Below are 14,169 nucleotides of genomic sequence, written 5' to 3' on the forward strand. Positions count from 1 at the left end.
AACCATTACCTGTTAAAGGGTAATGGTTTTTTCTATAATTTAATATCTAATAACTTATCATTTTCTTTAGGTAATATATTCTTAATAGGGTCTTTTGTATTCTTAATATCTTTATTATTATAATTTATTTCAGCTTTATTTACCGCTTCCATTAAATATTCACCATACTTAGGATCAACTTTATCGGCAATCAATTTTGCTTCTATCTTTGCCTCTAGTATAATAATCCTAGCTTCCCTGTCGGACTTTACGTTTTTTAGCCTGCTTTCAAGTTCTTTTCGTCTCTCATTTGCTCTTTTAGCTTTTTCTAGTTTTTCAGGATCTATCTCCATAATCTTAGCTTTTTCCTCTGCCGTGAGAATTTCACCTCTTGCCACCTTTTTTGCAATTTTATCTGCAATTATATCATTTTTGATCTTATTACTCATCATCTGTCCAATGTTGCCGCCACTATTTGCCTTTTTGTATTTGCTATGATCTAAATAAAAACCAGCTATGTTTTGTCTTGATGTGATGTCTTTATTATTTAAAAGATTGAAGGACTTGATTTGCTTGTTGTTTTGCACATAGCTATTAGTTTTAAATTGATATCCTGTTATTTTCATGTCATCCTCCTATCTTATCTATTATCAATTACCTCGTATATTATATATCGGCAAATAAATAAATCTAAATATATATATTTTAAAATTTGGATAATAACATTCTTATTGTTTAAATAAGGTAAAAGCGGTTATAAAAGATATGATTTTTTAAAATAATATAGATAAGGTAATTAGATCAACAAAGATGTGAATGCATAAATAAACTGTTTATGGATTGATCACCCTGCTGCTAAAGGGTGATTGTTTTTGTAAAATGAACAAAAATTTTGTTGAAAAATGTGGTATCATTTAAATATACAGCAAATGAATAGTTCATTATATTATTGACTAAGGAGTAGAGTAGATGAGTAAATATATCGAATTTCAGGATGTTAAAAAGGTATATCAGATGGGAGAAGTGAAAACAGAAGCCTTAAGAGGAGTAGATTTTTCCATTGATAAAGGGGAATTTGTCATTATAGCAGGAGCTAGTGGAGCAGGTAAAAGTACAATATTGAACATATTAGGAGGTATGGATACAGTTAGCTCTGGGACTGTAAGGGTTGATAACAGGGAAATAAGCTCATATTCAAATAAAGATCTCATAACATACAGGAGGCATGATATAGGTTTCGTGTTTCAATTTTATAATCTAGTACAGAATTTAACTGCTATTGAAAATATAGAACTGGCAACTCAAATATGTGAAAATCCATTAGATCCAGGAGAAATATTAGATGCTGTAGGACTAAATGAAAGAAAAAAGAATTTTCCTGCTCAATTATCGGGAGGAGAGCAGCAAAGAGTAGCAATAGCTAGAGCATTAGCTAAAAATCCTAAGCTGCTTTTGTGTGACGAGCCTACTGGGGCTTTGGACTATAACACAGGAAAATCAATTCTTAAGCTTCTTCAAGATACTTGCTGCCAAATGGGTATGACAGTAGTTGTGATTACACATAATCTGGCTATAACACCTATGGGAGATAAAGTTATCAGAGTTAAGAATGGTAGAATTGAAGGTCAAACTTTAAATAGCAATCCTACTCCAGTAGAAAGGATTGAGTGGTAGTGAAAAAGACTGCACTGAGAAATGATGCTATAAAAGATATTAGAAAATCACTAGGCAGGTTTATCTCTATTGTAGCCATTATAGCTTTAGGAGTAGCATTTTTTGCAGGGATAAAAGTTTCTCCAGAGGTTATGGAATATACTGCTGACAAATATTATGATGATTATAATTTAATGGATCTAAGAATAGTATCTACATTAGGGTTAACTGAAGAAGACTTAAATGAAGTAAGCAAAATCTCTGGAGTAAAAGAAAGCCTTGGAACTTACATCATAGATGCTTTGACACAATACAAGGAAAGTGAAGTAGTGGTGAGACTGCATGGGTTCTCGTCAAAAGATCAAATAAATGGAATGAGATTATTAGAGGGAAGATTGCCAGAGAGATCAGATGAATGCTTAGTAGAGGCTGGAAAAGAGAATTATTTAAATGTGCCAATTGGCTCTAAGATTAATCTGTATTCTGGTAAAGAAGATCCTCTGTCAGATAGTCTGGAAAATACCGAATTTACAGTAGTTGGAGCTATTCAAAGTCCATACTATTTGTCTTTTGAAAAGGGAAGTAGTGATATTGGTAGTGGAAAAGTGAGAGATTTTATTTTGATTCCTCAAGAGAACTTTAAACTCGATGTATATACGGATATATTTGTTATTGTAGATGGAGCAAAGGAGTTAAACTCATATAAGGATGAATATTTTGATGTTGTTAATATAGTAGAAGAAAAGATTAAGGACATATCCAAAGACAGGGAAAAGATTAGATATGAAGGTATATTAGAGGAAGCACAGGATGAATTAGAAAAAGGAAAGAAAGAATATTTTGAAGAAAAGGCTAAGGCTGATGAAAAATTAAATGAGGCCTCAAATGAGATAGAAGATGCTAAAAAAGAGATTGAAAATGGTGATAAAAAGCTTAAAGATAATGAAGAGCTATTTAATAAGTCCATAAGAAAAGGCAAGGAAAAAATAGCAGATGCAGAAAACGAATTAACTAAAGGTGAAGAGGAATATGAAAAAGGTTTAAAGGCTTTTAACGAAAATAAGACCTTAGCTAATGAAGGCTTTAAAAAAGCTAATGAGGAAATAAAACAAGGGGAAGAAAGTATAGTACTATTAGAAGGAAATATATCACAAATTACTGCTGCATTAGAAAATCCATTACTGCCTAGTGAAGAAAGAGAAAAATTAACAGTGGAATTACAGGCAGCTATGGGAATTCTAGAAAAAACAAAAGAAGCAGTAAAAAATGGCAAAAATGAATTGGAGGCAAAAAAATCTGAGCTAGCCAAGGCGGAAGAGGAGCTTAATAGAAGCAAAGCTTTACTAATATCTTCGAGGGAAAGGCTAGAAGCTGAGAAGTTAAATCTAAGAGATAAAGAAAAAGAAGGTATCATAGAAATTGAAAAGGCTAAAGCTGAACTAGAGAAAGCAAAAGTAGACTTGGCTAAAGGAGAAGAAGAATATATTACTTCTAAAGCAAAAGCAGATAAGGAATTAAAAGAAGCATGGGAGAAAATCGAAGATGGTGAAAAAGAATTAAAGAAAATTAAAGAAGTTAAATGGTATGTATTAAATAGAGAAAGCCACTATTCCTATGTGGACTATGGTGGAGCAGCTGACAGAATAGATGCGATATCTAGAATTTTCCCGGTTTTCTTTGCATTGGTTGCCGCATTAGTATGCTTAACTACTATGACTAGAATGGTAGATGAGCAAAGGGTAAATATAGGGACATTAAAAGCTCTAGGCTATGGAAATGAAGATATTGCATTTAAGTATATTTTCTATGCTATGACAGGGACTATATTAGGGTGTAGCATTGGGATCGCTGTGGGATATACTTTATTTCCAACTATTATTTTTAATGCCTATGGGATTATGTATTTATTACCTCCTGTAGAACTTAGGTTTAATGTGCCTTTGGCTTTTTCTGTATCTTTGGGGGCTATAGGATTAACAACAATAACTGCATTTTTTGCCTGCAATAATGAGCTAAAGGAAAATCCTGCCTCATTAATGAGACCAAGAGCACCTAAATTAGGAAAAAGAATACTCCTTGAAAGGATACCTCTCATATGGAATAGGTTTAACTTTACTTATAAGGTCACAATTAGAAATATATTTAGATATAAAAGAAGATTTTTCATGACAGTGCTAGGAATAGCAGGCTGCACTGCTCTGATGCTGACAGCCTTTGGAATAAGGGATTCTATTAGGGCAGTTGTAGATAGGCAATTTGGAACATTATTTACCTATGATATAACTGTGGGGCTAGAATCTGAAAGCGAAAAATATCTAGAGGAGAATGAAGATATAAAAAGCTATGAGCTGATTCTAAAGGAAAGTGGAACTCTGTCATCAGATAATATAGAGAAGGATGTTTCTATAATTGTTCCAAGAAATTTGGAAGAAATAGATAGTTTTATTCGCTTGCAAAGACGTAAGGATGAGCAAAAGATTGATATTCCAGAAAAAGGAGTAGTTATTACTGAACAAGTAAGTAAAAGCTTAAGTGTAAATGTAGGTGATGAAATAACCTTAACTAGTGGTGAAGATGAAGCCATAGTTAAAGTCACAGGTATTACAGAAAATTATACTTTTAACTATGCTTATTTGTCTCCAGAATACTATAGGGAAATTTTCAACAAGGAAGTAGATTTTAATGAGGCAATAGGAATTTTAGAGAATACTTCTGAGGAACTTGAAAGCTCTTTATCTAAGGAATTAATAAAAAAAGAAGGAATATCTAGTGTAAGCTTTAATACTGGAATTAGAAGGAGCTTTGAAGACACTATAAAGAGCTTGGGATACGTAGTTTTAGTTATGATTGTATCTGCAGGTGCTTTGGCCTTCGTAGTTCTGTATAATCTTACTAATGTAAATATTAGTGAGAGAATAAGAGAAATTGCAACTATAAAGGTTTTAGGGTTTTATGATAATGAAGTATCAGCATATGTTTATCGAGAAAATACAATTTTAACTCTTATTGGAACCTTAGTAGGTCTAGTAATAGGCATATTTCTGCACAGATATATAATGGTAACAGTTGAAATGGAAAATGTAATGTTTGGATTGAAGCTGGAGCCTTGGAGCTATGCATTTTCTATACTGCTAACACTAGCGTTTTCTATTTTTGTAAATTTTGTAATGTATTATAAGCTTGGAAATATTGAAATGGTAGAATCCTTGAAATCTGTTGATTAAACAGTATAAGAGGGCAATAAATGTTACTAAAAGCGGAGAACTATATCTCCGCTTTTAACATGCCTAGTTTTATGAAGCTATATCATTTATTTTATGACTTAAAATTAAAGAGCCTTTTTACAAGAGAAGGAGGAAGAGCCTTTGTAATAAACAAAATTACTATATAAACTGCTACCCCAATGGCAAGGCTTATAAATAATGCTATATAATTCTTAATACTTAGCTGAAGAATATAAGAATAGGTGAGTAGTATGAATATTGTAGAGAATATAGAAGCAAATATTGGTTTGATTATATAATCTCTAAGACTAATATTTACACTTATGACTCTATTTAATGTTATAAAATTAAGGATTGATATGATAAAACTTGAAGTAATAAATCCTATAAAAAAACCATTTATTCCATAGGATGGATTGCCTACTAAAAAGAGTGTAGCCATTAATTGAAAGCACATACCAATAAGACCATTTATTGTTGCAGAAACCTGTTTACCAATTCCATTTAGTATCCCAGATAATGTACTTTGGAGAGATAAAAACACAGTACTAAAACCTAGAATACTCATATATCTTCCAACATCGCTGTCATTGTAGAGTGCCATTGCAATAGGCTTTGAAAATAATACGAATACTGTTGTTAGAGGAATGGACATTAGCAAAGTAATTCTCAGGCATAATGCTATATCATTTTTCATATGGCCAAATCTTTTTTGTTCGAACCCTTCTGCTAGATTAGGTATGATGTTTACTACTAAAGCTGATGTAACGGTAAAGGGCAGAAATAATATTGGCATTGACATTCCCATGACTTTGCCAAATATTGCAATTGCTTCTTTTGAAGTATATCCAGCTTCTGCAAGCTTTTGCGGTATCAGCACTGCATTTGTAAGCTGCATTACCATACCTATCAATCTTGAAAGTGTAATTGGTGCTGCAATATAGAATATTTTAGATATAAAGGATGCATAGCCTTGACTCTTCATAGGAAGGTAAACTTGAGATTTAGAATATAGTCTATAGTGAAGCATTAGCCATAATAATCCAAATATCTCTCCTACACTTATACCTACAACAGCAATAACTGCTCCTAGCTGAGGACTTGCTGGTTGAAAATAGTGAACAGTAGCTAAAACGAAAATTATTCTTGAAAGCTGCTCAATTATTTGAGCGATGGCTGGAGGACTTACTTTTTTCAGACCATAAAAATATCCTCTAATAACTGATGCTATAGATATTACCATTATGGCAGGTGATAACATTATTATTAAATAATATACATCATTGTTTTTTAAGATATTAGAGCAAATGAACTGTCCAAATACAATTAGTATTACAATAAACACCAATGATATAGAAAAAGCAAGGAAAAGTGCACTTCTTAAAACCTTTTTACAACCTAAATCATTTCTTGAAGCCTTCTGTGCTGCTACTAATTTAGATACTGAAACAGGAATTCCTGCAGTAGTAAAAGTGATAAAGAACATTAGAACAGGTGAAGCAATTTGAAATAGTCCAATTCCCTCAGGACCAATTTGCCTAGACAGTATAATCTTATAAGCGAATCCTATGAATCTAACTATGAAATTTACTATAGCAAGTATTATGGCACCATATATAAAACTAGATTTTTTCAATATATCACCTCAAAAACAAGTATGGACTTATAATAATGTATATTCTTCGTGATTTATAATATTACGATATTAAGTTAAAAGACCTTAGGTATAGGAAATATCATAGATTCAGAAACAAAAGTGTCAGAATTTTAACATATTAATTTTTATATACAATTTTTTATGAATTGGTAGGTTCAGATATATGGATTGAGGTTCCTAGGTTTGAACCCATTTTTATTGTAATCCCTTTCTTGTACTTATGAATATGACAAAAGTTTAACATAGTAGATTGAGTTTTAAATGATTTATATAAAAATATAAAAAGTGCAGGGGAATTGCGCCATAGTTGCATTTTGAACATATAAAATAAAATGGAATTATTCTGCAAAGAGCCATTGAAAGAGTAAAAAATGAGAGCCTATATTCTTGAAACCTGTTAGATACAAAATATAGAGGAAATATATAAACTTTTATAATGCAAATTAAAATAGCAACCATGCCAATTCAAGAAAATGGACCATCCAATTTATGAATTTATATATAGAATACTTGCAAAATAGGACATATTGCAGATTGACAGATTTAAACAAAATAATGTTTTCTATGAAAAACATATCTTTACTAAGAAATACGTAGTTGTACGGTCAAATAGAGATATAAAATGGAATATATAATGAATATGACTAAATAATACATTTTTTAATATAATACGGTGCTAGACTGGTTTTTAAAACCATGCTACCATGAGGGAGGATTGGATTAGTCCAATAGGCCAATATTCTTAGAGGAGGTGAATTGTCAAGGTAATGAAAATTGATAGAGATAGTGGAGTGCCTATTTATATCCAAGTGAAAAATTTTATCATGGATGACATAAAAAACGGAAGATTAAAGATTGGTGAGAAGCTGCCTACAGAAAGAGACCTTTCTTTAAAACTAAAGGTAAGCAGAAATACTATTTCATCTGCCTACAATGCATTAGAGCAGGAAGGAGTACTTATTTCTTTTCAAGGCAGAGGAACTTTTGTTGCAGAAGAAGCAAATCCATGGAAGCAGGAAACTGTAAAGGATAAAATATACAAAATTATTGACTTGGCGCTAGAAGAGGCAATTGAAAATGGCTTTAATACAAAAGAATTCTTAGCTATTGTACAGGAAAGAGTAAAGGAAAAGGAAATTTTATTTAAAAACCTGAATGCTGTATTTGTAGAATGCAACATAGAACAGGCTAGGTTCTTTGCAGAGGAATTAAGCCGTACCACCAATCTTAATGTACTACCAATGACAATAACTCAACTTCAAGGAGAAGCTCAGTTTGTTGAAAAGGCTATCGGAGATGCTCCAATTATTATTACAGCATTTAATCATGTAAATGAAGTGAAAAGCTTTGTCACCAATCTGAGAAAAGAAGTTTTTGGTGTGGCTACTAACCCAAGTCTTGAAACAATTGTAAAAATTGCTCAATATCCTAAAGGAACCAAAATAGGACTGATGACTCTTTCGAAAGAATTTTATTTTAAAGTAAAATATGCATTGAGTTTAGCTGGACTAGATGGTATGGATATAAATGGAACTGTTAGCAGAGAGCAAACAGACATCATGGATATTGTCAATGCTTCAGATGTAATCGTTGTCTCACATGGACGAGAGGAAGAGGTTAGAAGGCTAACCATGGGTAAAAAAGAAATTATCAGGTTTGATTACATACTTGATCAGAGTTCTGTTCAAGCAATTATGTCTAAAATAATGGAGATTAAAAGACGTTTATAGAGGGAGAGAAGACATTATGAAAAAAAATATTGTTCTTGGTGTTATAGGAGCAGATTGTCATGCAGTAGGAAATAAAATTCTTGATCATGCATTTACAGAAGCTGGTTTTGAAGTAATAAATATTGGTGTACTAAGCTCGCAAGAAGATTTCATCAATGCAGCTATTGAAACTAGCGCTTCTGCAATTTTAGTATCATCTCTTTATGGTCATGGAGAAATTGACTGTAGAGGACTGAGAGAAAAATGTGAAGAGGCAGGCTTAAAGGATATATTGTTATATGCGGGAGGAAATCTTGTAGTAGGAAAGCAGGAGTGGGGACCAGTAGAGAAAAGATTTAAGGATATGGGATTTAACCGTGTATATGCTCCTGGAACATCACCAGAAATGGGAATAAGGGATTTAAAAGAAGATTTAAAAATTGCTTAGAAAAAATACATAATATATAAAGGTGATAATAATGAATGCGCTCTTATTAATTGATTTTGGCAGCACGTATACAAAGCTTACAGCTGTTGATATAGATAATGAAGAAATTATTTCAAGTTCAAAGTCCTTAACAACTGTAGACACAGATATTATGATTGGATTTCGAAATGCCTATAGGACTATAGAAGAAAAGTGCAAAGGGAAGAATGTTCAATTTAATGAAAAGCTTGCATGCAGCAGTGCGGCAGGGGGACTAAAGATGGTGGCTATTGGTCTAGTGCCAGATCTTACAGCAGAAGCTGCCAAAAGAGCTGCTTTAGGTGCAGGCTCTAGGATTCTTCAAGTATACAGTCATCAACTGACTCTAAGAGAAGTTAGAGATATAATACAGAAAAAGCCAGACATTATTCTACTGGCCGGAGGAACAGATGGAGGAGACAAAGACTGTATAACATACAATGCAAAGATGATTGCTATGAATATAAAAGACGTACCTGTGGTTGTTGCAGGTAACAAAAATGCCAGTGATGATATTGAGGAGATGTTTGAAAGCCAAGGCGTTTATTATCGTATAGTAGATAATGTGATGCCTAAGCTCAATATATTGAATGTTGATCCAGCAAGGGATGCCATAAGAGAGATATTTATGAAAAAAATCGTTGAAGCAAAGGGAATGCGTGGTGCAGAGGAATATATAAATGGCATATTAATGCCGACTCCTGCTGCAGTGCTAAATGCGGCTAAGGTTTTGGCTGATGGAACAGATACAGAGGAAGGTATAGGAGATTTAGTTGTCGTAGATATAGGAGGAGCTACAACTGATATTCATTCCATAGCTGATGGAGAGCCTACAAGAGCAGGGGTTATGCTAACAGGATTACAGGAACCCTACGTGAAAAGAACCGTTGAAGGAGATCTTGGCATGCGAGTAAGCGCCGAATCTCTCTGGCAAGCTGTAGCAACGCGAAAAATTAAAAAATATGCACCGGATTTAAAATATAATGTAGAGGAAAGATGTCATTATCTTGCGCAAAATGTCAGTGAAGTTCCACAGAATTATGACGAAATAGAATTTGATGAAGCCTTGAGCATGGTAGCAACAGAAGTAGCAATGGAACGACATGTAGGAAAAATAGAAGATGTATATACTCCAATGGGAAAGATTTACACGCAGGTAGGAAAAGATTTATTAAATGTAAAATACTTAATAGGTACAGGTGGCGTACTTGCTTATAGTAAAAATCCAGAAAAAATATTGAAAGCTGGTCTATTTAGCGAGGACAATCCTAAATACCTGAAACCCATAGAACCGAAGCTATTAATAGACAGAAGCTATATTCTTTCTGTAATGGGGTTGATGGCAGTTAAATATCCTGACAAAGCTATTAGAATGATGAAGAAATACCTTATTAACCTACAATAGGAGGAGAAAAATGGAGCTTAAAAATAAAAAGTGGAGTGAAGCAGAATTTTATAAGGTAAGAGAAGAAGTACTAACTCATTGGCCTACCGGTAAAGATGTGGATTTGAAAGAAGCTGTGGAATTTCTAAAAAGTATTCCTGAACATAAAAATTTTGCAGCAAAGCTTAGAAAGGCAAAACAAGAGGGAATAACTCTTGCACAGCCAAGAGCTGGTGTTGCATTAGTAGATGAACATATTAAGCTTTTACAATATCTTCAAAATGTAGGAGAGGCAGACCTTTTACCAAGTACAATTGATAGCTACTCAAGACAAAACAGATACAATGAGTGCCAGGTAGGAATCGATGAAAGCATTAAAGAAAATCGTTCCATGCTAAATGGATTTCCAGCAGTAAACCATGGTGTTAATAATTGTAGAAAAGTATTGTTAGCAGTAGATAGGCCAGTACAAGCAAGACATGGCACGCCAGATTCAAGATTGCTGGCGGAGATAATTCATGCAGGTGGATGGACTTCAAATGAAGGTGGAGGAATATCCTATAATATTCCTTATGCAAAAAGCGTAAGCGTTGAAAGGTCATTACTTGACTGGCAATACTGTGATAGACTTGCAGGATTATATCAGGAAATGGGAGTTGAAATCAATAGAGAGCCTTTTGGTCCTCTAACAGGAACTCTTGTACCCCCAAGTATGTCAAATGCAGTTGCAATTATTGAAGGGTTACTTGCTGCTGAGCAAGGAGTAAAAAGCCTTACACTAGGATATGGTCAATGTGGAAACTTAATACAGGATGTGGCTGCAATCAGAGCACTAGTTGAGCAATCAGAGGAGTATTTTAAGACTTATGGATATAATGTGGATCTAACAACAGTGTTCCATCAATGGATGGGTGGTTTTCCAGCCGATGAGGCAAAAGCCTTTGGTGTAATTTCTTGGGGTTCAGCAACAGCGGCACTAGCAGGTGTAACAAAGGTAATTGTTAAAACACCACATGAAGCTGTAGGTATTCCAACTATGGAAGCCAATGCCCAAGGAATAAAGGCAACAAAACAAACATTAAACCTATTAAAGGGTCAAAGGCTACAAATGTCAAAAGAACTCGAAGCAGAGATAAAGCTAATAAAAGCTGAAGTTAAATGCATATTGGACAAAGTGTTAGAGCTAGGCAAGGGAGATTTAGCTGTAGGTACTGTAAAAGCCTTTGAAGCAGGAGTGATAGATGTTCCATTTGCGCCAAGTAAATATAATATAGGCAAAATGCTTCCAGCAAGGGACAATAATGGAGCAGTTAGATACTTAGAATTTGGGAATGTTCCTATGTCACTAGAATTAAAAGATTTCAATAAACAGCTATTAGAGGAAAGAGCAAAATCTGAAGGAAGAAAAGTTAGCTTCCAGATGGTTATTGATGATATATATGCTGTAGGTAAAGGAACACTTGTAGGTAGACCTGAATAAAAACAATAAAAAATATGTCTGGAGGAAATAGTGATGAAAATAATTGATATTGTATGCTCAGCAGGAAGAACAGGGTTTTATTTTGATGATCAAAGAGCTATTAAACGAGGTGCAAAAAGTGATGGCTTTACATATGTTGGTGAGCCTGTTACAGAAGGCTTTACAAAGATTAGACAGGCTGGAGAAGCTATATCAGTAATGTTAGTTTTAGAAGACGGACAAGTAGCTCATGGAGATTGTGCAGCGGTTCAATATTCAGGAGCAGGGGGAAGAGACCCATTATTCCTTGCAGATGAATTTATTCCAATTATAGAAAAACATATTGCACCAAAACTAATTGGAAGAGATATAAAAAACTTTAGGGAACTTGCTGAGGAAGTTGATCATATGACTGTAGAAGGAAAAAGGCTTCATACAGCTATGAGATACGGTATTACTCAAGCTGTTCTGGATGCTGTTTCTAAGGTGAAAAAGGTTACAATGGCAGAGGTAATTAAGGAAGAATACAATACTAACGTGGAATTAAAGCGAATTCCTATTTTTACTCAATCAGGTGATGACAGATATAATAATGTAGATAAAATGATTATAAAAGGTGCTGATGTACTACCTCATGCATTATTTAATAATGTTGAAACTAAATTAGGGAAAAATGGAGAAAAGCTTAAGGAATATGTTGGTTGGCTAAAAAATAGGATAGAGACTCTTAAAGCTAGAGAAGAAGACACATTTGTCCTACATATAGATGTTTATGGAACTGTAGGTCTTGCATTCGACAATGATACAGAAAAAATGGCTGATTATCTTGCTGAATTAGGAAAAATTGCATCTCCTTTTAAACTTCGTATAGAAGGTCCAATGGACGTTGAAGATAGAGAAAAACAAGTACAAGCCCTTAAGGAGTTAAGGCTTGCTCTTAGAGAAAGAGGAAGCAAGGTTGAACTTGTTGCAGATGAATGGTGTAATACATTTGAAGATATAAAATTATTTGTAGATGAAGGCGCAGCAGACATGGTTCAAATCAAGACACCAGACCTTGGAGGAATAAACAATACAGTGGAAGCTATTCTATACTGCAAGGAAAAAGGCATAGGTGCTTATTGTGGAGGAACGTGTAATGAAACTGATAGATCCGCTCAAGTATGCGTAAATGTGGCTATTGCATGTGGTGCTGATCAATGTCTTGCAAAACCGGGAATGGGTGTAGATGAAGGCTTTATGATTGTCCATAATGAAATGAATAGAGTCCTTGCATTAGCAAATAGGAGAAATAGATAATAAAAATACAGAAGCATTAAAAAACAATGGTAGGTGATAGCTATGGATATCAAGGTTCCCGCAAAAGCAGGCACTATGGAATCTAGCGATATTTACATTATGGTTCAACCCAATGATAAGGGCGGAATCATAATCGACCTTGAAAGTATTGTTATGAAACAGTTTGGGAAGCAGATTGAGGAAGTAATTCTAAAGACTTTGGATACTTTAAATGTTAAAAATGTCCACATTGTTGCTAGAGATAGAGGGGCTTTAGACTATACTATACGAGCAAGAGTGGAAACTGCAATTAAAAGAGCAATATAAGAAAGCTACTGAAAAAGTCCATTTGTGTCATCCTGAGCGTCAGAGAAGGATCTCTCATATATTGAAAACATACATCTTCGACTGCATCTCAGAATGACAAATAAGAAAATTAAAGTTTTTTGGTAGTCTTAATATAAGAGGTGATTTTATGGATAGACCTAGAAGAACTATGCTTTTCATTCCTGGTAACAATCCTAATATGTTACAAAATGCAGGGATTCTTGGAGCTGATAGTATAATATTAGATATTGAAGATGCTGTAAGTATTACAGAAAAGGATGCAGCAAGAATACTAGTGAAAAGTGCCATAAATAACTTAGACTTTTATGGTACAGAAATAGTAGTGAGAATTAATCCTCTTTCATCTGCCTTTGGTGTTAAAGATATTGAAGAAATAGCTACAGTACAGCCTGCTGCGCTAATGATAGCAAAAGCAACGGAAGAAGATGTGCGTACAGCATGTGAGATGCTTGCTAAAATTGAAGATGAAAAAGGCTTTGAATTGGGAAGAATTAAGCTATTCCCATTGATTGAAACAGCCTATGGTCTTGAAAATGTATATAGCATAATAAAGTCCTCCGACAGGGTAGTAGGAGTGTTATTAGGAGCAGAAGATTTAACAGCAGATCTTGAAGTTAAAAGAACGGCAGAAGGAAAAGAAATTTTTTATGCGAGATGTAAGATTGCTGCCGCATGTAAGGCTTGCAGGGTAGATGCTATAGACACACCCTTTGCTGATATGAATAATTGTGAAGGATTTATAAAGGATATTCAAACAGCAAAATCTCTAGGTATGACAGGAAAAGCTGCAATAAATCCAAGGCAAATAGATACGATTCATGATATTTTTGCACCTTCTGAGGAGGAAATAAAATATGCTCAGTCTGTGATTAAAGCCATGGAGGAAGCTAAGGAACAGGGTAAGGGTGTATTTTCACTGAATGGAAAAATGGTTGATGCACCTATCATAGCTAGAGCACAAAATGTGGTTAAAAAAGCAAAGCTTGCAGGCTTGCTGTAAGGGGTGATAGAT

At 34.0% G+C, this 14,169-nt stretch carries 11 protein-coding genes; 9 read left to right on the forward strand and 2 right to left on the reverse strand.

All coding sequences use genetic code 11. The features are described 5' to 3' along the window. Positions 1-32: 32 nt before the first annotated feature. The gene (locus tag QO263_RS09885; protein WP_285620665.1) at positions 33-605 is read right to left on the reverse strand and encodes a hypothetical protein; all 573 of its coding nucleotides are present in this window, start codon (positions 603-605) and stop codon (positions 33-35) included. A gap of 343 nt (positions 606-948) precedes the next feature. On the opposite strand from QO263_RS09885, the gene QO263_RS09890 reads away from it, so the two are divergent. Next, on the forward strand, positions 949-1,653 hold the full coding sequence (locus tag QO263_RS09890; protein WP_285620667.1) for an ABC transporter ATP-binding protein: 705 nt from the start codon (positions 949-951) through the stop codon (positions 1,651-1,653). Beyond that, the gene (locus QO263_RS09895; RefSeq protein WP_285620668.1) at positions 1,653-4,856 is read left to right on the forward strand and encodes an FtsX-like permease family protein; all 3,204 of its coding nucleotides are present in this window, start codon (positions 1,653-1,655) and stop codon (positions 4,854-4,856) included. The genes QO263_RS09890 and QO263_RS09895 overlap by 1 nt, the downstream gene beginning before the upstream one ends. A 91-nt stretch (positions 4,857-4,947) precedes the next feature. Here the strand turns inward: QO263_RS09895 and QO263_RS09900 are convergent, their stop codons facing one another. Further along, entirely contained in the window at positions 4,948-6,492 is a 1,545-nt protein-coding gene (locus QO263_RS09900; protein ID WP_285620670.1) for a putative polysaccharide biosynthesis protein, read from the reverse strand. Between the two features lie 788 nt (positions 6,493-7,280). On the opposite strand from QO263_RS09900, the gene QO263_RS09905 reads away from it, so the two are divergent. The 7 genes from QO263_RS09905 (at position 7,281) to QO263_RS09935 (ending at position 14,157) form a co-directional block, all read left to right on the forward strand. After that, on the forward strand, positions 7,281-8,243 hold the full coding sequence (locus QO263_RS09905) for a GntR family transcriptional regulator (protein WP_285620672.1): 963 nt from the start codon (positions 7,281-7,283) through the stop codon (positions 8,241-8,243). 16 nt (positions 8,244-8,259) lie between these two features. Next, positions 8,260-8,670, forward strand: coding sequence for a methylaspartate mutase subunit S (gene glmS, locus QO263_RS09910; RefSeq protein ID WP_285620674.1), 411 nt, complete (start codon positions 8,260-8,262; stop codon positions 8,668-8,670). A gap of 31 nt (positions 8,671-8,701) precedes the next feature. Then, positions 8,702-10,093, forward strand: coding sequence for a methylaspartate mutase accessory protein GlmL (gene glmL / locus QO263_RS09915; RefSeq protein ID WP_285620676.1), 1,392 nt, complete (start codon positions 8,702-8,704; stop codon positions 10,091-10,093). Between the two features lie 10 nt (positions 10,094-10,103). After that, positions 10,104-11,552, forward strand: a complete 1,449-nt coding sequence (locus tag QO263_RS09920; protein WP_285620678.1) for a methylaspartate mutase subunit E — start codon at positions 10,104-10,106, stop codon at positions 11,550-11,552. A 33-nt stretch (positions 11,553-11,585) separates the two neighbouring features. After that, positions 11,586-12,830 (forward strand): methylaspartate ammonia-lyase, encoded by a 1,245-nt coding sequence (locus QO263_RS09925; RefSeq protein ID WP_285620680.1) that lies wholly within the window; start codon positions 11,586-11,588, stop codon positions 12,828-12,830. Between the two features lie 42 nt (positions 12,831-12,872). Then, the gene (gene citD / locus QO263_RS09930) at positions 12,873-13,136 is read left to right on the forward strand and encodes a citrate lyase acyl carrier protein (RefSeq protein ID WP_285620682.1); all 264 of its coding nucleotides are present in this window, start codon (positions 12,873-12,875) and stop codon (positions 13,134-13,136) included. A 148-nt stretch (positions 13,137-13,284) separates the two neighbouring features. Next, complete coding sequence (locus QO263_RS09935; RefSeq protein ID WP_285620684.1) at positions 13,285-14,157, forward strand: HpcH/HpaI aldolase/citrate lyase family protein; 873 nt, start codon at positions 13,285-13,287, stop codon at positions 14,155-14,157. Positions 14,158-14,169 lie beyond the last annotated feature (12 nt).

The sequence above is a fragment of the Proteiniborus sp. MB09-C3 genome, from assembly GCF_030263895.1.
Lineage (GTDB): Bacteria > Bacillota > Clostridia > Tissierellales > Proteiniboraceae > Proteiniborus.